The sequence below is a fragment of the Dactylosporangium sp. NPDC000521 genome (assembly GCF_042898305.1).
Lineage (GTDB): Bacteria > Actinomycetota > Actinomycetes > Mycobacteriales > Micromonosporaceae > Dactylosporangium.
In genome coordinates, this window is record NZ_JBIAYW010000003.1 from 157,802 (window position 1) to 180,095 (window position 22,294).

The 22,294-nt window shown below is 71.1% G+C and carries 25 protein-coding genes; 13 read left to right on the forward strand and 12 right to left on the reverse strand.

What is annotated here, in order from left to right:
- Window positions 1-117: 117 nt before the first annotated feature.
- From ACFY3L_RS10890 to nadA, 3 genes are all read right to left on the reverse strand, one after another.
- Window positions 118-741, reverse strand: coding sequence for a DUF3043 domain-containing protein (locus tag ACFY3L_RS10890; protein ID WP_389321470.1), 624 nt, complete (start codon window positions 739-741; stop codon window positions 118-120).
- 76 nt (window positions 742-817) lie between these two features.
- Complete coding sequence (murA, locus tag ACFY3L_RS10895; protein WP_389321472.1) at window positions 818-2,161, reverse strand: UDP-N-acetylglucosamine 1-carboxyvinyltransferase; 1,344 nt, start codon at window positions 2,159-2,161, stop codon at window positions 818-820.
- Window positions 2,162-2,341: 180 nt separating this feature from the next.
- Entirely contained in the window at window positions 2,342-3,505 is a 1,164-nt protein-coding gene (gene nadA, locus ACFY3L_RS10900; protein WP_389321474.1) for a quinolinate synthase NadA, read from the reverse strand.
- A 98-nt stretch (window positions 3,506-3,603) separates the two neighbouring features.
- On the opposite strand from nadA, the gene ACFY3L_RS10905 reads away from it, so the two are divergent.
- The 5 genes from ACFY3L_RS10905 to ACFY3L_RS10925 all read left to right on the forward strand — a co-directional run bounded on the left by ACFY3L_RS10905 (window position 3,604) and on the right by ACFY3L_RS10925 (window position 7,381).
- On the forward strand, window positions 3,604-4,722 hold the full coding sequence (locus ACFY3L_RS10905; protein ID WP_389321476.1) for a glycerate kinase: 1,119 nt from the start codon (window positions 3,604-3,606) through the stop codon (window positions 4,720-4,722).
- A 94-nt stretch (window positions 4,723-4,816) separates the two neighbouring features.
- A complete protein-coding gene (locus ACFY3L_RS10910; RefSeq protein WP_389321478.1) occupies window positions 4,817-5,185 on the forward strand; it encodes a HesB/IscA family protein in 369 nt (122 codons plus the stop codon).
- A 142-nt stretch (window positions 5,186-5,327) separates the two neighbouring features.
- A complete protein-coding gene (locus tag ACFY3L_RS10915; RefSeq protein ID WP_389321480.1) occupies window positions 5,328-6,308 on the forward strand; it encodes a carbohydrate kinase family protein in 981 nt (326 codons plus the stop codon).
- 59 nt (window positions 6,309-6,367) lie between these two features.
- The gene (locus tag ACFY3L_RS10920) at window positions 6,368-6,766 is read left to right on the forward strand and encodes a TlpA family protein disulfide reductase (protein WP_389321482.1); all 399 of its coding nucleotides are present in this window, start codon (window positions 6,368-6,370) and stop codon (window positions 6,764-6,766) included.
- A 204-nt stretch (window positions 6,767-6,970) separates the two neighbouring features.
- Entirely contained in the window at window positions 6,971-7,381 is a 411-nt protein-coding gene (locus tag ACFY3L_RS10925) for a DUF4395 domain-containing protein (RefSeq protein ID WP_389321484.1), read from the forward strand.
- A gap of 188 nt (window positions 7,382-7,569) precedes the next feature.
- Here the strand turns inward: ACFY3L_RS10925 and ACFY3L_RS10930 are convergent, their stop codons facing one another.
- Both ACFY3L_RS10930 and ACFY3L_RS10935 read right to left on the reverse strand, forming a co-directional pair.
- The gene (locus tag ACFY3L_RS10930; protein ID WP_389321486.1) at window positions 7,570-7,785 is read right to left on the reverse strand and encodes a sulfurtransferase TusA family protein; all 216 of its coding nucleotides are present in this window, start codon (window positions 7,783-7,785) and stop codon (window positions 7,570-7,572) included.
- On the reverse strand, window positions 7,782-8,918 hold the full coding sequence (locus tag ACFY3L_RS10935; protein ID WP_389321488.1) for a cysteine desulfurase family protein: 1,137 nt from the start codon (window positions 8,916-8,918) through the stop codon (window positions 7,782-7,784). Before ACFY3L_RS10935 ends, ACFY3L_RS10930 begins: the two co-directional genes overlap by 4 nt.
- Before the next feature lie 104 nt (window positions 8,919-9,022).
- On the opposite strand from ACFY3L_RS10935, the gene coxB reads away from it, so the two are divergent.
- The gene (gene coxB / locus ACFY3L_RS10940) at window positions 9,023-9,886 is read left to right on the forward strand and encodes a cytochrome c oxidase subunit II (RefSeq protein ID WP_389321490.1); all 864 of its coding nucleotides are present in this window, start codon (window positions 9,023-9,025) and stop codon (window positions 9,884-9,886) included.
- Between the two features lie 15 nt (window positions 9,887-9,901).
- A complete protein-coding gene (locus tag ACFY3L_RS10945; protein ID WP_389321492.1) occupies window positions 9,902-10,345 on the forward strand; it encodes a cytochrome c oxidase subunit 4 in 444 nt (147 codons plus the stop codon).
- Between the two features lie 40 nt (window positions 10,346-10,385).
- On the opposite strand, the gene ACFY3L_RS10950 is transcribed toward ACFY3L_RS10945, so the two are convergent.
- The 6 genes from ACFY3L_RS10950 to ACFY3L_RS10975 form a co-directional block, all read right to left on the reverse strand.
- Window positions 10,386-10,922: a phospholipase gene (locus tag ACFY3L_RS10950; protein ID WP_389321494.1), complete on the reverse strand. Its 537-nt coding sequence runs from the start codon at window positions 10,920-10,922 to the stop codon at window positions 10,386-10,388.
- A gap of 77 nt (window positions 10,923-10,999) precedes the next feature.
- Entirely contained in the window at window positions 11,000-11,191 is a 192-nt protein-coding gene (locus tag ACFY3L_RS10955; RefSeq protein ID WP_389321496.1) for a hypothetical protein, read from the reverse strand.
- Between the two features lie 58 nt (window positions 11,192-11,249).
- A complete protein-coding gene (locus tag ACFY3L_RS10960; RefSeq protein ID WP_389321498.1) occupies window positions 11,250-12,053 on the reverse strand; it encodes a hypothetical protein in 804 nt (267 codons plus the stop codon).
- A gap of 240 nt (window positions 12,054-12,293) precedes the next feature.
- On the reverse strand, window positions 12,294-13,337 hold the full coding sequence (gene trpD, locus ACFY3L_RS10965; protein ID WP_389321500.1) for an anthranilate phosphoribosyltransferase: 1,044 nt from the start codon (window positions 13,335-13,337) through the stop codon (window positions 12,294-12,296).
- A 2-nt stretch (window positions 13,338-13,339) separates the two neighbouring features.
- Window positions 13,340-13,732 (reverse strand): hypothetical protein, encoded by a 393-nt coding sequence (locus tag ACFY3L_RS10970; protein ID WP_389321502.1) that lies wholly within the window; start codon window positions 13,730-13,732, stop codon window positions 13,340-13,342.
- A complete protein-coding gene (locus tag ACFY3L_RS10975) occupies window positions 13,729-14,697 on the reverse strand; it encodes a cytochrome c oxidase assembly protein (RefSeq protein WP_389321504.1) in 969 nt (322 codons plus the stop codon). Before ACFY3L_RS10975 ends, ACFY3L_RS10970 begins: the two co-directional genes overlap by 4 nt.
- Before the next feature lie 87 nt (window positions 14,698-14,784).
- Here ACFY3L_RS10975 and ACFY3L_RS10980 point away from each other — a divergent pair, with 87 nt between their 5' ends.
- The 5 genes from ACFY3L_RS10980 (at window position 14,785) to ACFY3L_RS11000 (ending at window position 19,396) form a co-directional block, all read left to right on the forward strand.
- A complete protein-coding gene (locus ACFY3L_RS10980) occupies window positions 14,785-15,384 on the forward strand; it encodes a heme-copper oxidase subunit III (RefSeq protein ID WP_389321506.1) in 600 nt (199 codons plus the stop codon).
- 76 nt (window positions 15,385-15,460) lie between these two features.
- Entirely contained in the window at window positions 15,461-16,327 is an 867-nt protein-coding gene (locus tag ACFY3L_RS10985; RefSeq protein WP_389321508.1) for a c-type cytochrome, read from the forward strand.
- Window positions 16,324-17,418, forward strand: coding sequence for a ubiquinol-cytochrome c reductase iron-sulfur subunit (locus tag ACFY3L_RS10990; RefSeq protein ID WP_389321510.1), 1,095 nt, complete (start codon window positions 16,324-16,326; stop codon window positions 17,416-17,418). The genes ACFY3L_RS10985 and ACFY3L_RS10990 overlap by 4 nt, the downstream gene beginning before the upstream one ends.
- Complete coding sequence (locus ACFY3L_RS10995; RefSeq protein WP_389321512.1) at window positions 17,415-19,049, forward strand: cytochrome bc complex cytochrome b subunit; 1,635 nt, start codon at window positions 17,415-17,417, stop codon at window positions 19,047-19,049. The genes ACFY3L_RS10990 and ACFY3L_RS10995 overlap by 4 nt, the downstream gene beginning before the upstream one ends.
- A gap of 50 nt (window positions 19,050-19,099) precedes the next feature.
- Complete coding sequence (locus tag ACFY3L_RS11000) at window positions 19,100-19,396, forward strand: hypothetical protein (protein ID WP_389321514.1); 297 nt, start codon at window positions 19,100-19,102, stop codon at window positions 19,394-19,396.
- Window positions 19,397-19,432: 36 nt separating this feature from the next.
- On the opposite strand, the gene ACFY3L_RS11005 is transcribed toward ACFY3L_RS11000, so the two are convergent.
- On the reverse strand, window positions 19,433-20,266 hold the full coding sequence (locus tag ACFY3L_RS11005) for an alpha/beta fold hydrolase (protein WP_389321516.1): 834 nt from the start codon (window positions 20,264-20,266) through the stop codon (window positions 19,433-19,435).
- A gap of 68 nt (window positions 20,267-20,334) precedes the next feature.
- Here ACFY3L_RS11005 and ACFY3L_RS11010 point away from each other — a divergent pair, with 68 nt between their 5' ends.
- Complete coding sequence (locus tag ACFY3L_RS11010) at window positions 20,335-22,275, forward strand: alpha/beta fold hydrolase (protein ID WP_389321518.1); 1,941 nt, start codon at window positions 20,335-20,337, stop codon at window positions 22,273-22,275.
- The last annotated feature ends 19 nt before the right edge of the window (window positions 22,276-22,294 follow it).

The window sequence follows — 22,294 nt, forward strand, 5'->3', positions numbered from 1 at the left end:
GTGGTCCGGTCGCGAAGGGAGGGTACGGCTTGGGACCCTCCCACCGCCACCGTCGGACGGAGCGCCGCCGCCGAATCGTTGTCGCCCGAGGAGCCGGATCCGCCGGCCAGGCAGTTGCTAAACCGAGGCGCCGATCTTCACCTGCGGTTTCGGGTTGCGGATGAAGCGGAACGAGATGGCGCGCATGATCGCGTAGAAGTACAGCCGGCCGAGCTTCTCGGTGCTGTTGGGGAAGCGCTGCTTGATGAGGCGCTTGACGGTCCGCGAGATCAGGAAGCTGTCGATCGCGGTCGCGACGGCCATGACGCCGAAGAGGGCGTTCGCCGCGAAGTAGATGCTCGGGTTGAGGTTCTTGTTGAACCCCACCAGCATCACCAGGAACGTCGTGCCGAAGAAGAACGTGCCGATCGTCCGCCGCGAGTCGACGATGTCGCGCACGAGCCGCCGCTCCGGCCCCCTGTCGCGGGCCAGCAGGAAGCGCTCGTCGCCGTTGGCCATGCCCTCGCGGGCCTCGAGGCGCTCCGCCCGCTGCCGCTCCCGCATCTTCTTCGCGGCCTCGCGACGGTTCGCCGCGGGCGGCTCGGCGACGCGCCGACCGGCCACGACCCGCTTGGGCGTGGTCTTGCCCAGCTCGCGCTTGCTCAGCGTCTGGCGCCTACCGGCCGTGACCTCGGGCTCGGCGGGCTCAGGGGCGGGTGCGGCGGCGGGCTCTGCTGACTTACGGGAAAACAACGACGGCACGCCGTGAAGGGTAGCGGACGGTGTGCGAGCGGCCCAACGCCACGGGCCGACCGCACACCGTCGGTGAAGAACGGCGTCAGCCCAGCTCGACGTGGGCGCCCAGGCCGTTGAGCTTGCCCTCGAAGTCCTCGTAGCCGCGCTGGATGAGCTTCACGCCGTACACGCGGGAGGTGCCCTCGGCCGCGAGCGCCGCGATCAGGTGGCTGAACCCGGCCCGCAGGTCGGGGATCACCAGGTCGGCGGCGTGCAGCTTGGCCGGTCCGGCGATGACGGCGGAGTGCATGAAGTTGCGCCGGCCGAAGCGGCACGGCGTGCCACCGAGGCACTCCCGGTACGTCTGGATCGTGGCGCCCATCTGGTTGAGCGCGGCGGTGTAGCCGAGGCGCCGCTCGTACACCGTCTCGTGCACGATCGAGAGCCCCCGGGCCTGCGTGAGCGCCACGACCATCGGCTGCTGCCAGTCGGTCATGAAACCGGGGTGCACGTCGGTCTCCATCGCCACGGCGTTGAGCTCGCCGCCCGGGTGCCAGAAGCGGATGCCGCCCACGCCGGGGGTGTCGTCGATCTCGAACGCGCCGCCGACGGACGTGAACAGGTTGAGGAACGTCATCATGTCGGCCTGGCGGGCGCCGCGGACGAACACGTCGCCGCGAGTGGCGAGCGCGGCCGCACCCCAGCTGGCCGCCTCGATGCGGTCGGGGATGGGGCGGTGGGTGTAGCCGGTGAGCCGCGGTACACCCTGGATCTCGATCACCCGGTCGGTGTGGACCTTGATGATCGCGCCCATCTTCTGCAGCACGCAGATGAGGTCGATGATCTCCGGCTCGACCGCGGCGTTGCGCAGCTCGGTGACGCCCTCGGCGCGCACGGCGGTGAGCAGGATCTGCTCGGTCGCGCCGACGCTCGGGTACGGCAGCTGCAGCTTCGCGCCGTGCAGCCCGTTGGGCGCGGTGATGTCCATGCCCTTCTCGGACTTCTCCACGACCGCGCCGAACTCCCGCAGCGCCTGGATGTGGAAGTCGATGGGCCGCCCGCCGATGTTGCAGCCGCCGAGGTCGGGGATGAACGCGTGGCCGAGGCGGTGCAGCAGCGGCCCGCAGAACAGGATCGGGATGCGGCTGGAGCCGGCGTGGACGTTGATCTCGTCGACGTTGGCCGACTCGACGTCGGAGGTGTCGAAGCGCAGCTCGCCGTCGAGCGGGCCCCGGGTCACCTTCACCCCGTGCAGCTCCAGCAGGCCGGTGACCACCTCGACGTCGCGGATCGCCGGCACGTCGAAGAGCGTGCTCGGGGTTTCGCCCAGCACCGCCGCGACCATCGCCTTGGACACGAGGTTCTTGGCGCCGCGCACCCGCAGCTCGCCGTTGAGCGGCGCGCCACCGTGCACGGTGAGGACGTCACCGGCGTCGTAGTTGGTCACGGAAGACCCTCCTGCAGGCAGGGATTGAAGGCTGATGTGCTGACGGAGCGTGAACCCGCGCAGCAGCATAACCACATCTACGGCATGCGAGCGCAGACCGCACGTCAGTCATGGCACGAAGACGGGACTCCGACAGCGATCAACCTTGAATCATTACAGAAGGTGACGGAACGGTCAGCGTTACGGCAGGGCGAGCATCCGATCGAGTGCCACCCTGGCGTGGTGCGCGGTGTCGGCGTCGACCGTGATCACGTTCGGCACGCGGCCGGCGACGAGCTCCTCCAGCGCCCACACGAGGTGCGGCAGGTCGATCCGGTTCATCGTCGAGCAGTAGCAGACGTTGCGGTCCAGGAACATGATCTGTTTGTCCGGGTGCGCGAGCGCGAGCCGGCGGACCAGGTTGAGCTCGGTGCCGACCGCCCACGCCGAGCCGGCGGGCGCCGCCTCGATCATCCGGATGATGTACTCGGTCGAGCCGATGTGGTCGGCGGCGGTGACGACCTCGTGCCTGCACTCGGGGTGGACCAGCACGTTGACGCCCGGCACCCGCTCCCGCACGTCGCGCACGCTGTCGAGGGTGAACCGGCCGTGCACCGAGCAGTGGCCGCGCCACAGGATCATCTTCGCGGCACGCAGCTGCTGGTCGGTCAGCCCACCGGCGGGCTTGTGCGGGTCGTACAGCACGCAGTCGTCGAGGCTCATGCCCAGCTTCAGCACGGCGGTGTTGCGGCCCAGGTGCTGGTCCGGCAGGAAGAACACCTTCGAACCCTGCTCGAACGACCACTTCAGGGCCGTCTCCGCGTTGGACGACGTGCACACGACGCCGTCGCGGCGGCCGACGAACCCCTTGATGTCGGCGGTCGAGTTCATGTACGTCACCGGCACCACGTCGCCGGCGATGCCCAGCTCGGTGAAGTGGTCCCAGGCCTTCTCCACCTGCACGAGCGCGGCCATGTCGGCCATCGAGCAGCCGGCGGCCAGGTCCGGCAGCACGACCTGCTGCCGGTCGGAGGTCAGGATGTCGGCGCTCTCGGCCATGAAGTGCACGCCGCAGAACACGATGTACTCCGCGTCGGGCCGGGCGGCGGCCTCCCGCGCCAGCTTGAACGAGTCGCCGGTCACGTCGGCGAACTGGATGACCTCGTCCCGCTGGTAGTGGTGGCCCAGCACGAAGACGCGGTCGCCGAGGGCGGCCTTGGCGCGCCGGGCGCGCTCGACGAGGTCGGGGTCGCTCGGTGCGGGCAGATCGCCGGGGCACTCGACACCCTTCTCGGTGTCAGGGTCGGTGCCGCGGCCCAGCAGCAGGAGCGCGGTGGCGGTTGACGACGGTTCAGCCCAGGTCACCCCTCGATCGTCCCACGCGTGCGGTACCACGGAACTGTGACCTACGAGACGCGCACCCCCGCCCGGGCCACGGACCCCCTTACGACCACAATGTCCGGATGCGCGTCCTCGTGTGCCCCGACAAGTTCGCCGGGACCCTTCCGGCCGTCGACGCCGCCGAGGCATTCAGCGCCGGCTGGCTCGCGGCCAGGCCCGGCGACGAGCTCGTCCTGCGGCCGCTGTCGGACGGAGGTCCGGGTTTCGCGGGTGTACTGGCGGCGGCGCTGCCGCACGCACGCGTCCTGACCGTGCCGGCCACGGACCCCCTCGGCCGCCCGGCCGAAGGGCACGTCGTGCTCGACGGCACGACCGCGTACATCGAGAGCGCCGAGGCCTGCGGCCTGCACCTGCTCGCCGACGACGAACGTGACCCGAAGCACACCACGACCTTCGGGCTCGGCACGCTGCTGCTCGCCGCGGTCGAGGCCGGCGCGACCACCCTCGTCGTCGGGCTCGGCGGCAGCGGCACCAACGACGGCGGCGCCGGCCTGCTCGCCGCCCTCGGCGCCGCACCGCTGTCCCCATCCGGCTACGCCCTGCCGTACGGGGGAGCGGCCCTCGGCGAGTGCGCCTCGCTCGGCGGTACACCTCGACTCCGCGGCGCGACGGTCATCGCCGCCACGGACGTCGACAGCCCCCTGCTCGGGCTGCACGGCGCGAGCGCCGTCTACGGCCCGCAGAAGGGCGCGACCAGGGAGGACGTCTTCCTGCTCGACGCCGCGCTGACCCGCTGGGCCGGCGTCCTGCAGGCCCTGCCGACCGCCCCCGCCGGCCTCGCCGACCAGCCCGGCGCGGGCGCCGCCGGCGGGCTCGGCGCCGCCCTGCTCGCCCTCGGCGGCCGGGTCACCTCCGGCATCGCCCTGGTCCGGGAGCTGACCCGGCTGGACGCCGCGCTGGACGAGGTCTCCCTGGTGGTGACCGGTGAGGGCTCCTTCGACGAGCAGTCGCTGCGCGGGAAGGTCGTGGCGGGTGTGGCGAACGCCGCACGCGACCTCGGCGTGCCCTGCGTCGTGGTCGCCGGGCGGGTCGACGCGGGCCGCCGGGAGGCCGCCAGCATCGGCGTCACGGAGGCACATTCCCTGGTCCAGCACTTCGGCAGCGTCGCCGAGGCGCTCGCCCGACCAGCCGACGGCCTGCGGGAACTGGGCGAACGGCTGGCTCTGCAGTGGAGCCGCTAGCACGAAACCGTGTCACTATGAGAGGGAATGCCGTCGGTCGCCTCCGCGTTGGCAACCGGTGGAACTGTAGACATCACCGCAGGGAGCCTTGATCGTGACCGCTTCGAAGTTTGCCGAGCCTGTTCAGACGGACAACCCGGCCGGCATCGGCCTCACCGCGGATGCCGCTGTCAAGGTGAAGGCACTGCTCGAGCAGGAAGGGCGGGACGACCTGCGGCTCCGCGTCGCGGTCCAGCCCGGCGGCTGCTCCGGCCTGCGCTACCAGCTGTTCTTCGACGAGCGTTCGCTCGACGGGGACAAGGTCAGCACCTACGACGGCTTCGAGGTCGTCGTCGACCGCATGAGTGTGCCGTACCTCACCGGCGCGACGATCGACTTCGCCGACCGGATCGACGCGCAGGGCTTCACCATCGACAACCCCAACGCCCAGGGCTCCTGCGCCTGCGGCGACTCCTTCCACTAAGTCTCTGCCTCTCCCCAAGGGCCGCTCTCCGATTCCGGAGGGCGGCTTTTGGTGCTCTTCCCGGGCTTCTGTGGGGTGTCCGCAGGGGCTGGACCGGGCCAGTAGGCTGTTCAGGCCCTGCCGTCTTGAGACCGAGGTTTCCATGAAGATCGTCGTCACCGGCTCGATCGCGACCGACCACCTGATGCACTTCCCGGGCCGCTTCGCCGAGCAGCTCCTGCCCGACCAGCTGCACAAGGTCTCGCTGTCGTTCCTCGTCGACGACCTGACCGTCCGTCGCGGCGGGATCGCACCCAACATCGCGTACGGCATGGCCCTCCTCGGCCTCCGGCCGATCCTCGTCGGTGCCGTCGGCGCCGACTTCGGCGACTACCGCAGCTGGCTCACCCGCCACGGCGTCGACTGCGACTCCGTCTACGTGAGCGAGATCGCGCACACCGCCCGGTTCGTCTGCACCACCGACGACGACCTGTGTCAGATCGCCTCCTTCTACGCCGGCGCCATGTCCGAGGCCCGCAACATCGAGCTGTCCCCGGTCAACGCCCGGGTCGGCGGCATCGACCTCATCCTGATCAGCGCCAACGACCCGGTCGCGATGGTCCGGCACACCGAGGAGGCCCGCGCGCTCGGCGTGCCGTTCGCCGCCGACTGCTCGCAGCAGCTCGCCCGCATGTCCGCCGAGGAGATCCGCAAGCTGATCGACGGCGCCGCGTACCTGCTGACCAACGACTACGAGAAGGAGCTCCTCGAGTCGAAGACCGGGCTCACGACCGAGTCGCTGCTGGACAAGGTCGGCGTCCTCGTCACCACCCTCGGCAAGGACGGCGCCCTCATCCGCGGCCGCGACCTGCCCGCCGAGATCCACGTCCCGGTCGCCAAGGGCGTCGTCGCCAACGACCCGACCGGCGTCGGCGACGGCTTCCGGGCCGGCTTCTTCGCCGCCCTGTCGTGGGGCCTGGGCCTGGAGCGCGCCGCGCAGGTCGGCTCGATGGTCGCCGCGCAGGTCCTGGAGACCGTCGGCCCGCAGGAGTACGAGATCCTGCCCGCCGAGTTCGTCAAGCGCATCGCCGAGTCGTACGGCGACACCGCCGCGGACGAGATCCGCGCCCACCTCCCCGCCTGAGCCTCCCGGGGTCGAACCATCCCTATCGGTGTAGTAGGAGTGGGCGTACAGTTGCCGCTGTGACGATCGTGGTCGTGGCGCTGCTCGCCCTCGCGACCGTGGCGGGCCTCGTCTACCGGGCCCGCTACGGTCGCCTCCGCGCCGCCGGGGGTGACCTGCCCGCGGGCCTGCTCTCCCCGGCCCGCGACACGGTCACCCTGCTGCAGTTCTCCTCCGCGACGTGCGCCCCCTGCCGGCAGGTCCGCGCCGTCTGCACCGACCTCGCCGCCGCCGTCGCCGGCGTCCGCCACGTCGAACTGGACGCCGAGGAGCACCTCGCCGCCGTCCGTGAGCTGGGCATCTGGCGCCTACCGACACTGCTCATCGTGGACGCGCACGGCACCATCGCCCGCCGCACCGTCGGCGTCCCCGACCGCGCCTCCCTGCACGCCACCGTCACAGAGGTCCTGGCCGCATGACCTCCGCCCGCCGCGCCGCCTTCACCCGCCACGCTGTCGGCGTCCTCGGCCGCGCCGCGTTGCGCGCCGCCATCACGCAGGTCCTGGCCGCATGACCCTCGCCTGCCGCGCTGCGGTCACCCGCTGCGGCGCCATCGCCGGCCGCGCGGCTGGCGTCCCCGACCGCGCGCTCCTGTGCGCCACCATTACGGAGGTCCTGGCCGCATGACCCTCGACCCGCGCGGCCCACGCTTCGCCGCCGCCCTCACCACGGTCGTCTTCGTGATCGTCCTGCTCACCGGCAGCGGCTGGCTCGCCCTCGCCCAGGCGGTGATCTTCGCCATCGGTGCGTACGACCCGCGCCTCACGCCGTACGGGCTGCTCTACCGCTACCTGGTCGCCCCGCGGCTCGCGCCGCCCGCCGAGCGTGAGGACGGCGCCCCGGTGCGCTTCGCTCAGGGGGTCGGCCTGCTCTTCACCGTGGTCACCGTCGCCGGATACCTGTCGGGCGTCACCGTGCTCGGCGTTGTCGGCGCGTCGTTCGCCCTGGTGGCGGCCTTCCTGAACTCCGCTTTCGGGCTCTGCCTGGGTTGCGAGGCGTACCTGCTGATCAAGCGCGTCCGCCCGGCGCGGTAGCCCGAATCGCCGGCGCGGTCACCCCGCATCGCAGCAAACCCCGAATCGCGAGCGCTTCGCCCGGCGCGACGACCCGAATCGGATGACCCGGCGACGGGCCTCCGCTACTCCTCGACCGTACCCCAGGCATCCAAGTTGATGTTCGGCGTCGCTACTGTCCGTAGCATACCGGCCGCCGGCGGGGTCGTTCAGCGGAGCTCGACGGTGTGGCGGGTGCCTTCCGTGGAGATGAAGGTGTGGCCGCGCAGGCGGCACCAGGCGGGGATGTCGACGGCGGCGGCCGGGTCGTCGGCGAGGACTTCGATGCGCGTGCCCGCCGGCTGCGTCGCGGCGAGCTTCGCCAGCATGATCACCGGCAGCGGGCAGCGCTTGCCGATGGCCTCGACCACCAGCGGCGCGCTCACAGGCCCGCCTCGGCCCGCACGTCGGCGACCAGGCCCGGCAGCACCGCCAGGAAGCGGCGGACATCGTCGGCGGTGACTCCACTGTGGAGCGAGACGCGGACGTTGCCGTGGGTGAGGACGCCCATCGCGGCCAGGACATGTGACGGCTGGAGGGTGTCGGCGGTGCACGCGGAGCCCGACGACACCGCGAACCCGGCCCGGTCCAGGGCGTGCAGGAGGACCTCGCCGTCGACGTACAGGCAGGAGAACGTCACGATGTGCGGCAGCCGCTCGACGGGGTCGCCGACGATCTCCACGTCGGGGACGGTCGCCGCGACCGTGGCCCGGATCTCGTCGACGAGGGCGCTCAGCCGGACGGCCTCGGCGGCCGCCTCGGCGTGCACGGCCCGCAACGACGCCGCGGCGGCGACCACCGCCGGCACGTCCTCGTGCGGCTCCCAGGGCTGCTCCCAGCGGGTGCCCTTGCGCACGGCGAGGACGCCGACCCCGGCCGGCCCGCCCCACTTGCGGGCGCTCCCGGCCAGCAGTGACCAGCCCGTGGGCAGCGGCGTGCGACCGATCGACTGGGCGGCGTCGACCAGCAGCGGCACGCCGGCGGCGGCGCACAGCGAGGCGGCCGCCTCGACCGGTTGCCGGGTTCCTACCTCATGATTCGCGCTCTGGACCGCAGCCAGGGCCACTTCCGGGGAATTCAGCGCCGTTTCGAACGCGTCGAGCTCGATCCGGCCGGTCAGCGACACCGGTGCCGCGACGGCGTCGGCGCCCGCCGCCTTGATGACCGCGGAGTGCTCGACCGCGCTGTGGACCACGCGGCGCAGGTCGCGGGCCCTCCTGACGCCGCTGACGGCGCGCCGGATCGCGTCGGTGCCGCCGGCGGTGAAGTGCAGCTCGTCGGGGCGGACGCCGAGGACGTCCGCGACGGTGGCCCGGGCCGCGTCCAGCAGCCGGCGGGCCCGCCGGGCAGGGGTGTAGAGCTTGCCGGGGTCGGCCCAGCCGTCGTCCAGTGCGGCCAGAAACGCTTGCCGCGCAACGGGATGCGGTGGCATGGCGGTGGCCGCGTCGAAGTAGACACCCACCTGCGCAACGCTATCGCGAGCCGGACACTGCCACCCCAAGCCGGGCGGACCACTCATGGTCGAGTACGCTCGCCAGCGTTGGTGAGGCTTGCCGCGTGACGCATCCGGAGACGGGCCGCGCGGCGCTGCTAAGGAGGCAGGAGCAGGTGGTCTCAAAGGGTTTGAGCCCCGCGCGCGCCGTGGGGCTCGCCGTCTCGGCCGTCGCGGTGACGACCCTGCTCGCCGGGTGCTCCGTCGGTGACGCGTTCAACGGGTTCGGCTGGCCGAGGGGCATCACCCAGCAGGGCGATCGCATGTATGACCTGTGGATCGGGTCCGTGGTCGCCGCGCTCGTGGTCGGTGTCTTCGTGTGGGCCCTGATCTTCTGGTGCGTCGTGCGGTACCGCAAGCGCGGCGACGAGCTGCCGCCGCAGACGCGGTACAACATGCCGTTCGAGATCCTGTACACGGTCGCGCCGTTCGTGGTCATCGCCGTGTTGTTCTTCTACACCGCGATCATCCAGACCGACGTCGACCGGCTGTCGAAGAACCCGGACGTCAACGTCGAGGTCATCGCCTCGAAGTGGAACTGGCAGTTCGTGTACAGCGACACCAAGGGCCCGGACGGCAAGCCGATCACGACGGTCGGCGCCGACGACTACATCCCGGTGCTGGTGCTGCCGGCGGGCAAGTCGGTGCAGTTCAAGGAGACCTCGCGCGACGTCATCCACTCGTTCTGGGTGCCGGACATCCTGTTCAAGCGGGACGTCATCCCCGGCGTGGAGAACAGGTTCGAGATCAGGCTGAAGGACAACGCCTCGGGCGCCTACGTCGGCCGGTGCGCGGAGCTGTGCGGCACGTACCACTCGATGATGAACTTCGAGGTGCGGGTCGTGTCGGCGGAGCAGTACCAGCAGTACCTGGACCTGCGCACCGCCGGTAAGAGCACCCCGGAGGCCCTGGCGCAGATGGGCTTCCCGAACCAGGGCTACGCGACGAAGACGCAGCCGTTCGACACCGACCGCACCAAGCGGTCCTCGAGCTGAGAAAGGGCCACGGCGATGAAGTCAGAAGGACGCTTGTTCTTCGTGCTCGCGTTGTTCGTGTTCGCGATGGCCGCGCTCTACGGCTGGTGGACCAGCGTGGCCCCGCACGAGCAGACCGGACACCGTGGCGTCGAGTGGATCGGCGTGGTCGCGCTGGTCCTGTCGGGGCTGCTGCTCACGATGGTCGGCAGCGCGCTGTGGCTGATCTCGCGCCGCATCGAGCCGCGTCCCGAGGACCGGCCCGACGCGGAGATCCATGAGGGCGCCGGTGACCTGGGCTTCTTCAGCCCGGGCAGCTACTGGCCGATCGGCATCGCGCTCGCCGCGGCGACCGCCAGCCTCGGCCTGGCGTTCGACCAGTGGTGGCTCGTCGCGGTCGGCCTGGCCTCGGTCATCGTCGCCACCTGCGGGCTGATGTTCGAGTACTACACCGGCAGCCGGCGCGGCGCCGAGCACTGAGTTTCCGTTGTCGGAGGGGGCCCCTGGTGGGCCCCCTCCGTCATGCTCGGGACCTGGCGGCGGCGAGCTCGCCGCGCTCCTTGAGGTCCGCGGCGCGCTGCAGGTCGCCGTCGCTGACGACGAGGTTCCCGAACGCGGACACGGCCTGGTAGTACGTCCACGCGAGGCTGGTGCAGGCGGGCCGGACGAACGCGTTGTACGTCGCGCACCTGGCCTTCAGGTCGCGGTGGAACGCGTCGTCGATGCGGGACTTGTTGGCCGGGAACTGCCCGACCGCCTTGTAGTTGCGGTAGCCGAAGTCGTGTCGCTGGCACGGCAGCCGGAAGTCGAAGCCGAGCGGCTGGTCCGGGCTGCTGGAGCAGTAGTCGGTGGACCAGTCGAAGCCGTAGCCCGCCCAGTCGGACTGGTGCTGGCGGGCGGCGTTCCAGACGTTGTAGCTCGCGGCGGTCGGCTGTGACCACGACGACATGACGGCCAGCTTCTCGTCGATGCCGGCCGCGGCGGCGGGGGATGCGGTGGTGACGATGCCGGCCACCGCGCAAGCGAGCGCGAGGCCGGCGGCGCGCCGGAGATTCATGAACAGATTGTCCGGCCTCGATGTGTACCGGCGCGGAACTTGCGCCGAACGGTACCCACGGAGAGCTGAACGGCCGTTCAGGCCGCTTGCTGCCGCCGCCGGAGGATCACCCGCGAGCGGCGGTCCATCAGCAGGATGACCGGCGCTACCACGATCGCGGCGCCGCAGGCCGTGCAGGCCCGGTCAGGGCAGGTCGCCCGCGGGTGGTCGGGGCACGCCGGCTGCTCGAAGATCCGCTGCCGGGCGCAGGTGTCGCAGTGCAGCTCCATGTGGGCCACGCTGCCATCGCGGGCCGCCCCTGCTGTGGACGGCCCGCGGCGTGTCACATCACTTTTCGGTAGCGCTCGGCCTCGGGGCCCGGGTCGGGCTGGGGGTCGCCTTCGCGGGGGCCTTCGGCGTGGTCTTGGCGGCCGGCTCGACCGTCGGCGGCAGGAACGCCTCGTCGCTGACGCTCGGGGTCGTGTACTGCAGTGTGAGCTGCGTGTACTTCCCGGCGTCCGTGGTGCCCTCGAAGTACGCCAGCAGGCCCGCCGGGTTGACGCACGCCGTCTCCGTGCGGAGCCCGCGCGCCGTCACCGACACGCACTGGGCGTCGCCGCGCTTGGACGTGCCGGTCCGCACCTCCTCGCCCCGGGCGATCGTGGCGAGCCGCCCCATCGCCGCCTCAGGGGCCAGGAATTCGCCCCCGAACGCGTCGCTGATGGACTTGGCCTGCGAGGGGGACATCGTGTCCGCCCCGGGGCCTTCGTCGCACTGAGGGACCGGCTGAGGGCTCTTCTTGGCCTTCGGCGACGGCGAGGGGGTCACGTTCCTGCACAGGTACGTGCCGTCGGGCGTCGCGATGTACGTCACGCCGAACCCCCGGTAGGCCCGCCGCGGCATCGACTGCGAGACGACGACGTTGGCCCCGGCGGCGGTCTGGTACTGGATCGTCGCGTCCGTCTGCAGCCCGAGCACCAGCCTGGACGCGAGGCTGTCGACCAGTTCGAGGGCGGGGTTGGCGGCCTCGGCCTGCTCCTGCACCGGCGCGCCGCACGACTTCGCCATCATGCCGGCGAACCCGAGCGTCAACGCCCCGGCAAGGACCGCCGACACCAGCGCCTTCTTCTGCGAGTTGGGAGTGTTGGCCACGCTTCGTCAACGCCCCGCACCGCTTCGGGGTCACGCGGCAATGCCGCGGCCCGCGGCCGGTGCGTGACTTCCCCGGACATGTCCGCTCCGCGAACATATCCGAAATTTCGGTTATGTCGGGTACGAAGCGCCCCGACATAACCGAGGGAACAGTGCGGCCCACAGGGATCGACCAGCGGATCCGGCCGTCATCACGACCAGATCCGCCATTCGATCACGCGGCGGCGCAGCGGAGCGGGGTTACGGCTTGAAGGCGGCCCAGCGGTCGACCAGGGCGGTCGCGGCGCCTGAGTCGACGGCGGCGGCGGCGCGGGTGATGCCGGCGCGGAGCTGGGCGGGCAGGTCGGTGGGGGAGAGGCCGTCGCGGGCGGCGATGGCGGCTGCCGCGTTGAGCAGGACCGCGTCACGGACCGGGCCGGTCTCGCCGGCGAACATGCGGTGCGCCACCGCGACGTTGTGGGCCGGGTCGCCGCCGCGCAGGTCACCCGGGGCGGAGCGGGGCAGGCCCAGGTCGGTGGCGTCGATGACGGTCTCGGTGACCGTGCCGCCGCTGACCACCCACACGCGGGTGGGTGCGCCGGTGGTGAACTCGTCCAGGCCGTCCTCGCCGCGGACGAGCAGCACGGAGAAGTTGCGCCTCGCCAGTACGGACGCCATCACCGACGCCATGCGCGCGTCGAAGCATCCGACGGTCGCCGCGGTGGGCTGCGCCGGGTTGGTGAGCGGGCCGAGGAAGTTGAAGACCGTCGGCACGCCCATCTCGCGGCGGGTGGCCGAGGCGTGGCGCATGCCGGGGTGGAAGCGGGCCGCGAAGCAGAAGCCGATCCCGACCTCCTGCACGCAGCGGGCCACCTCGTCGGGGCCGAGGTCGATGGTGACCCCGAGCGCCTCGAGGAGGTCTGCGGCGCCGGTGGAGGAGGAGGCGGCGCGGTTGCCGTGCTTCACGACCGGCACGCCGGCGGCGGCGGTGACGATCGCGGCCATGGTGGAGATGTTGACGGTGTTGGCGCGGTCGCCGCCGGTGCCGACGATGTCGACGGCGGCGTCGCGCTGGGCGTCGGTGAGCGGGACCTTCGGCGCGATGGACAGCATCGTCTCCGCCACGCCGGCCACCTCGGTGATCGTCTCACCCTTGGCGCGCAGCGCGACGACGAACGCGGCGATCTGGCTGGGCGTGGCCGAGCCGGCCATGATCTCGCCCATCGCCCAGCCGGTGTCGTCGTTGGACAGGTCCTCGCCCCGGAGCAGGGCGTTGAGCAGCTGGGGCCAGGTCCGCTCGCCCATGCTCAGCCCTGGACGGGGAGCGAGCGCAGGAGGTCCGACACCGTCTTGCCCGTGGTGACCGGGTCCAGCGGGTACATGATCGTGCCCTCGACGCGCGCGTAGGACGCCAGCCAGCGGTCGGCCGCCCGGGCGATCGCCAGGACGACCGGCGGCGGGTCGGTGATCTCGTCCTTGAGCTGGCGGGCGATGCCGAGACCGCCGCCGGGGCTCGCCTCGCCGTCGAGGACCAGCAGGTCCACGTCGGTGTCGTCGACGAGCTTGACGACCTCCGCGTAGGTGGAGGCGTCGACGAACTTCACCGTGAGGTCGGCCGCGGGACGGCTGCCGATGGCGAGCCGCATGCGGTCGCGGACCTCGGGATCGTCGCTGTACAGCAGGACGGTGTGCTGTGTCATGTGCGCGCTGCTCCTCGTGTGGCGGGTGCCTCGGGGATCGTACCGTCATCCGTGATGGTGATGCCGGTGCGGGCGGACCACTCCTGCTCCTCGAGCCGCTGCCGCTCCTCGCGGTCGAGGCGCCGGTCGATCCGCTTCGCCTCCCGGTCCGACTGGCGCATCCACTGCACGACGAGCACGGCGAGCATCGTCACGGAGACGAACTCCCCGCCCGCCCACAGGACCCCGCCGGCGACGACCTGGTCGTGCGCCGGGTCGGCCCAGGTCAGGCCCAGCGACGGATACCAGTCGCCGCCGAGCAGCTCCTTGCTCTGCATGATCGTCAGCCCGAGGACCGTGTGGAACGGCGTGGACAGGAACATCAGCAGCGCCCGCGCCGGGTACGGCCAGCGCCCCGGCAACGGGTCGAGACCGATCAGCGGCCAGAAGAACAGGCAGCCCACGGCGATGAAGTGGGCGTGGGTCAGCTCGTGCACCCAGCCGTGGCGCATCGTCAGCTCGTACAGGCCGGTGAAATACAGCACGAACGGCGTCACCACGAAGAAGCCGAACGCCACCAGTGGGAACGCCAGGATCCGCGCCGCCCGCGAGTGCACCACGGCCAGCAGCACCCGCCGGCCCCGCGGCGGCAGCGTGCGCAGCGCGAGGGTCACGGGCGCGCCGAGGGCGAGGAAGATCGGCGCGATCATCGACAGCATCATGTGCTGGATCATGTGGACGCTCAGCAGCGTCGTGTCATAGCGCTCGACGCCGGACATGGTGACCGCCGCGATCGAGCCGAGGCCCGGCCCGAGGAAGAGCACGACCCTCGCCATCGGCCAGGCGTCACCGCGCCGGCGCAGGCTCAGCACGCCCGCGAGGTACACCCCGGCGGCGACGACCAGCAGCAGCGTCAGCCACGACACGTGCACCGTGCCGAGGATGGCCGCGACGGACGGAGGCCCTGGTTCTGCAGCTAGCAACACGTGCACAGCCTATGTCGGAGGCCGAATCGTCCCTCTCTGGTGGACCCCGTGAAAAGTCGGTGATGATCGGGGGGCAATAATGACGGCGTGACTGCGGCCCCAGCGATTGCCAAGAGCCAGATCCACTCACTGACCAGGCCCAACATGGTCAGTGTCGGGACGATCGTGTGGCTCTCCAGCGAGTTGATGTTCTTCGCGGCGCTGTTCGCGATGTATTTCTCGATCCGTGCGGCGGCTCCTGAGCTGTGGCACGAGCACACCGAGGTCCTCAACGTCTGGTACGCGTTGACCTTCACCACCGTCCTCGTGCTGTCGTCCATCACCTGCCAGATCGGCGTGTTCCGCGCCGAGCGCGGTGACGTGCACGGCCTGCGCCGGTGGTTCGCGCTGACCTTCGTGATGGGCCTGATCTTCGTCCTCGGCCAGGCCAACGAGTACGTCACCCTGACCGGCGAGGGTGTGAAGATCAACGGTGATGGTTACGGCTCGATGTTCTACCTGACGACCGGCTTCCACGGCCTGCACGTCACGGGCGGGCTCATCGCTTTCATCATCTATCTGATCCGCACGACCATGGGCCGGTTCACCCCCGCCCAGGCCACCGCGGCGATCGTCGTGTCCTACTACTGGCACTTCGTCGACGTGGTGTGGATCGCACTGTTCGCGATGATCTACTTCCTGCAGTAGGAGTCCGGGCCGCGTCACGCTCCCGGGACCACCACTTCTCCTCCACGACTTAGGTGATGATCACAAAGGTGAGGCCATGACTTCTGAGCAGAGCAAGCGGCCGCTTGCCCGGCTGGTGCCGGGTGGCGCGCGCGCGGCGCGGGGCAAGCTGCGCCGGCGGTTGTCGGCGGCTGTGCGCCTGGTCGCGGCGCTCACGATCGTCGGCGGCCTCTACACGTCATACGCGCCCGGCGTCAGCCGCGCCGAGGACACCGTGAAGCTGTCCGACGCGGCGGCCGAGGGCAAGGCGATCTACGAGGTCAGCTGCATCACCTGCCACGGCCGCAACGCCCAGGGTGTGGAGGACCGCGGACCGAGTCTCATCGGCGTCGGCTCCGCCGCCGTGGAGTTCCAGGTCAACACCGGCCGCATGCCGCTCGCGCGCCAGGAGGCGCAGGCCGAGCGCAAGCACCCGCAGTTCAACCCGGAGCAGGCCGCTCAGCTGGGCGCCTACATCCAGGAGCTCGGCGGCGGCCCGCAGCTGCCCAGCGCGGCGAGCCTCGACGAGCAGATCAAGCAGGCCCGCGGCGACGACAAGATCCTCGCCCACGGTGGCGAGCTGTACCGGGTCAACTGCTCCTCCTGCCACGCGTTCTCCACCGGCGGCGGCGCGCTGTCCTCCGGCAAGTTCGCCCCGTCGCTGGAGCACTCGACCAACCGTGACATCTACGCGGCGATGCTGACCGGCCCCCAGAACATGCCCGTGTTCGGCAACAACCAGCTGAGCCCGGACGACAAGGCCGCGATCATCGCCTACATCCAGAACCTCAACAAGAGCCAGGCGAGCGACCCGGGCGGCTGGAACCTCGGCCGGTACGGCCCAGTGCCCGAGGGTCTCGTCATCTTCCTCGTCGGTATCGCGGCGCTCGTGTTCGCCACGCTGTGGATTGCAGGGAAGTCATGACCACCCACCACCCGTCCGAGGACGAGTTCGACGCGAGTGACGCGTCCCTGACCAGGTTCGACCTGGTCAGGGAGGGCGCCCGCCGCGACGGTGTCGAGATCGTGCACTACGCGCCGCGGTTCCCGGTCCCGGGCACCCGCGCGGAGCGCCGCATCGAGCGCCTGCTGGCATTCCTGTTCCTGCTCACCGGCCTGGCGTCGACCGCCTTCGTGGTCGCCTACATCGCCTGGCCGTGGAAGTACGGCGAGGGCGACTCGACCTACCGCAACCTGTACCCGTACTACACGCCGGTCCTCGGCGCGACGCTCGGCCTGGCCCTGCTCACCCTGGGCCTCGGCATCGTCGTGTGGAGCAAGAAGCTCCTGCCCGAGGAGGTCTCGATCCAGGAGCGGCACGACGGCCCGTCCAACAGCACCGAGCAGGTCCTGACCGCCGCGACGATCATGAACATGGGCGACGAGCTCGGCCTCAAGCGCCGCCGCTTCGTCGGCATGGCGTTCCTCGCCGGCGCGGCACCGCTCGGCGCGGTCGCGGGCGCGCTGCTGGTCGGCTCGCTGATCAAGGCGCCGACGCAGGACGGCGAGAACGTCTTCTTCAACACCGGCTGGGACCCGAAGCACAACGACGGCAAGCCGGTGCGCCTCACCCACGAGGACGGCACCCCGATCCGCCCCGCCGACGTCAGCGTCGGCGGCCAGATCACGGTCTTCCCGGGCATCCCGCACGGTGCCACCAACAAGTGGGCCGACTCGCCGACGCTGCTCATCCACCTGCGTGAGACGGACGCCGAGACGACGCTGAAGAACGTCAAAGAGGTCAACAAGGGCTCCCAGTGGCAGAACTTCGTGGCCTACTCGAAGATCTGCACCCACGCCGGCTGCCCCGCCAGCCTGTACGAGCAGCAGACCAACCGCCTGCTGTGCCCGTGCCACCAGTCGCAGTTCCAGATCACCGACAATGCGCGGCCCATCTTCGGTCCGGCCAGCCGCGCCTTGCCCCAGCTGCCGATCACGGTGGACGATGAGGGGTACTTCATCGCGACCTCGGACTACAAGATTCCGGTCGGACCGGCCTTCTGGGAGCGGCCATGAAACGGCGTAAGATCGATGTCCGGGCCCTCCCGGCCAACTCCGCGAAGGCCCTCGACGAGCGGTTCCAGGCGGCCACCCCGCTGCGGCGGTTGATGAACAAGGTCTTCCCGGACCACTGGTCCTTCCTGCTGGGTGAGATCGCGCTCTACTCGTTCATCGTCCTGCTGCTCAGCGGCATCTTCCTCTCACTGTTCTTCGACCCGTCGCTGCGCGAGGTCGTCTACGACGGCAGCTACGCACCGCTGCGCGGCGTGGAGATGTCCCAGGCGTACAACACGGCGCTGCACATCTCGTTCGACGTGCGCGGCGGCCTCTTCATGCGCCAGATGCACCACTGGGCCGCGCTGCTGTTCATGGCCGCGATCGTGGTGCACATGTTCCGCGTCTTCTTCACCGGCGCGTTCCGCAAGCCCCGCGAGGCCAACTGGATCGTCGGCGTCCTGCTCTTCTGGATGGGCTTCCTCGAGGGCTTCGGCGGCTACTCGCTGCCCGACGACGCGCTGTCCGGCACCGGTCTGCGCATCGCGAGCGCGATCATGCTGTCCATCCCGATCGTCGGCACCTGGGTGACCACGTCGCTGTTCGGCGGCGAGTTCCCCGGCGAGGTCATCCTCGACCGCCTGTACATCGTCCACGTGCTGCTCGTCCCGGGCGCGCTGCTCGGCCTGATCAGCGTGCACATGGGCCTGCTGGTGAAGCAGAAGCACACCCAGTGGCCCGGCCCCGGCCGCACCAACAACAACGTGGTCGGCGTCCGCATGTTCCCCGGCTTCGCGGCCAAGGCCGGCGGCTTCTTCATGATCGTGTTCGCCATGATCGCGGCGCTCGCGGGCCTGTTCCAGATCAACCCGATCTGGCTGTTCGGCCCGTACAAGGCGGCGGTCGTCTCGGCGGCGAGCCAGCCCGACTGGTACGTCATGTTCCTCGACGGCTCGACCCGTCTCTTCCCGGCCTGGGAGATCCGGTTCGACTTCTTCTACGGTGACGGCTACACCATCCCGCCGATCTTCTGGCCGACGGTGGTGCTACCCGGCATCCTGACGATGTTGCCGATCTTCTATCCGTTCATCGAGGCCAGGTTCAGCAAGGACAAGGCGGTCCACAACCTCCTGGAGCGCCCGCGCGACAACCCGCTGCGGACCGCCCTGGGCTCCATGGCCATCGCGTTCTACGTGGTCCTGCTGATCTCCGGTGGCAACGACGTCCTCGCGGACAAGTTCCACATCAGCCTCAACGCGATGACGTGGGCCGGCCGCATCGGCATCCTGGTGCTCCCGCCGGCGGCGTACTACGTGGCGTACCGGATCGCGCTCGGCCTCCAGCAGCACGACCGCGAGGTCCTCGCCCACGGCGTGGAGACCGGCATCATCCGCCGCCTCCCCGACGGCAAGTTCGTCGAGATCCACCAGCCGCTGCCCACGGGCAACGGCCACGCCCCCGCCGAGGAAGAGGCGCACGCCCACGGCCTCGACTACGCCGGCTGGGTCGTGCCGAAGAAGATGAACCGCCTCGGCGCCCTGGCCCCGACGGTGAAGGGCTTCTTCTACCCGATCGAGAAGGCGGGCCCGGCCCCCAAGCCGCGCCCGGTCTCCGAGGACCGTGACCGCGAGGAGATCACCAGCGGCCACTGACCCCGACCGCGCGAAACCCCCAACACCCTCGCGGCGCTGGGGGTTTCGTCATGTCCGGTCCGTCGTGGGCGCGGCCCCTCATGATCCCGAAGACTTCTGGTCGTCATGGCGGCAAGAACTCTTCCGGATCATGGAAGACGCCTGCGGGGTTCGCCGGCGACACGATCGCCAGGACGCCCGACGGCACGGTCATGCTCGGGGTGTTCAACGCGGACCCGGAGCGGGCCGCCGAGTCGTTCAGGAAGCAGGCGCTCCTGGAGCCGGCCGTCGCCTGCTTCGGTCACGGCGCCCCGCTCACCGCCGGCACGGCGCGGGCCCTGAGCGAGGCCGCGCGCCGGTCGGGCTGAAGAGAGGCGGAAGAAAGGCCGGAGAAGGGCCGTGGTTCAGACGGTGGTGGCCCAGGTGGCGACGCGGGTGGCCAGGGGAGCGCCGTGGCGGGCCCAGGTGAAGTGGTCGATCGGGGAGCCGGCGTCGGCGGCGGAGTAGTGCTCGCGGACCACCGTCGCCGCGGACAGCTTGGCGGTCAGGTGGTCGACGGTGGGCGCGGGCGTGTACTGGTCGGCTTCCATGTCGACGGCCAGGACCGGCAGTCGTACACCTGCCAGCGCCGCCTCGACGTCGACTCCGGCCAGGTCGGGATAGCGGCCGGTGCGCGCGGTGTGCGCCCAGCCCTGGATGACCGGGCGGGACTGGCGGCCGCCGAAGCCCCAGCCGGGCCAGACGCCGAGCAGGGTCGACGCGCCGGCGATCGCCTGGGTGAAGGCGAGCGTGCCGGCACCCCTGAAGCCGGGGTAGCGGCGCCAGTACGGCAGGCCGACCGCGAGCAGGGCGAGGCCGTCGACGCCCGGGTCGAGGCCCGCGGCGTGGCGGGTGGCGAGGTGCAGCGCGCAGACCTGGCCGCCGAGGGAGTGGCCGACGAGGAAGGTGCGGCGGCCGGCGCGGCGGGGCTTCAGAAAGTCCAGGACGGCCTCGACGTCGGAGGTGAGCTCGGTGAGGCCGTAGCGGGAGGCCCGCGACGGGTGCGGGGTGCTGTCGCCGGTGCCGCGCAGGTCGGCGACCACGACCTCGATGCCGGTGGCGTTCAGCGCGGCGGCGAAGTGCCGGTAGTAGCGGGCCGGCACGCCCATCGCGGGCCACAGCACCGCGAGCGTCGGTGCGTCGTCCACCGGATACGTGTGCAGGGCGACGCGATCGGCACCGCGATCGAGAAACTCCATGGATTCGTAGGGTAGAGGTAGGAGGTTACTGGCGAGTAAGAAGTGTGACTCAGACTACTGTGCGGGGCGTGAAGCCAATCGATCTGTCCCAAATGCGCGTCCCCGGTGCGCCCGCGGTCAGCCCGGACGGCACGATCGCCGTCGTGCCGGTGTCCCGGCTGGAGTTCGCCGCCGACTCGTACACCTCCCAGCTCTGGCTCGTGAAGACCGGCGGCGGCGCCGAACCCACCCAGCTCACCCACGGGTGGCACGACAGCGCGCCGCGGATCTCGCCGGACGGGCGGTGGCTCGCGTTCCTCCGGGCGACGAAGGCGGCGGGGAGCCGCGCGGGCGGCCCGAAGGCCGAGCACGACGGCGCGCCGCAGCTGTGCGTCATGCCTTTGGCCGGCGGCGAGCCGCGCCGCCTCACGGACCTGCCGCTGGGCGCCGGCGCGCCCGCCTGGTCGCCGGACAGCGCCCGGCTGGCGTTCTCCGCCCGTGTACCGCAGGACGGCCGCTACGGCACGGGGAAGACCGACGACGGCGAGACGATCGGCGCCGACGGCGAGCCACCCCGGCGGATCACCCAGTACTTCTACCGGGTGGACGGCCTCGGCTTCCTCCTGGACCGGCCCGCCCACCTGTACGTGGCCGACCTCGACGGCACCGTGACGCAGCTGACCGACGGGGAGCTCAGCCACGGCGACCCGGACTGGAGCCCCGACGGGCGGACGCTGGCGTTCGTGTCGGAGCGGCACGACACGTGGGGTGACGACTTCGCGTCCGACGTGTGCGTGCTGCCGGCCGGCGGCGGCGAGGTCCGGGTGCTGACGGACACCACGTACAGCGCCGGGCTGTGCCGGTGGGCGGCGGACGGCCGGTCGGTCGTCTTCACCGCCAACCTGGCCGGCGCGGGCCGCGTCGACCCGGTGATCCGCAACGAGTCGCTGTGGTCCGTGCCGGTCGAGGGCGGGGCGGCCCGGCAGCTGCTGGACGCCGAGGCGTACACCCTCGCCTCGCCCGGCGGTGACATCGCCGCCACCGAGCGTGGCGTGCTGTTCACCAACGAGCACCGCGGCGCCGTGCAGCTGCTGCGCGTCCCGTACGACGGCGGCACCCCCGAGATCGTGGTGGACGGGCCCCGCCAGGTGGCCGGCTTCTCGGAAGCCGCGGACGGCACGCTGGTGACGACGATCGCCGGGCCGGCCGACTGGGGCGAGGTCTACGCCGGCGACACCAGGCTCACCGGCTTCTCCGCCGGCGTCACCGCGCTCGAGCAGGTCGAGCTGACCGCGACCGCACCGGACGGCTACCCGGTCCACGGCTGGGTGGTCAGGCCCGCCGGCGACGGCCCCCACCCGGTGCTGCTGATGATCCACGGTGGGCCGTTCGCCCAGTACGGGTGGCGCCTCTTCGACGAGGCGCAGGTCTACGCGGGCGCGGGCTACGCGGTCGTCTACGGCAACCCGCGCGGCTCGTCCGGCTACGGCGAGGCGCACGGCCGGGCGGTCCGCGGCAACGTCGGCGAGGTCTCGGCCAGGGACCTGCTCGCCCTGCTGGACGCGGCCCTGGAGGCCGACGACCTCGACGGCGACCGGGTCGGCGTGCTCGGCGGGTCGCACGGCGGGTTCATGACCACCTGGCTGGCGGCCCGGCACGGCGACCGGTTCAAGGCGGCGATCTCAGAGCGGGCCGTCAACGCGATCGACAGCTTCCAGGGCAGCTCCGACATCGGCTGGCTGTTCGCGGACTCGCTCTACGGTGCGGACGGCGGCTCGTTCGAGCAGCAGAGCCCGCTCACCTACGCCGGCAAGATCGAGATCCCGATGCTGATCATCCACTCGGAGCAGGACTGGCGGTGCCCGGTCGAGCAGGCCCAGCGGCTGTTCGTGGCGCTGAAGCGGCGCGGGACGCCGGTGGAGCTGCTGCTCTTCCCGGGGGAGGGGCACGAGCTGTCCCGCTCGGGCCGGCCGTCGCACCGGGTCGCCCGCTTCGACGCGATCCTGGAGTGGTTCGGCCGGTACGTGTGAGCCGGCCGTGGGGGCGGTT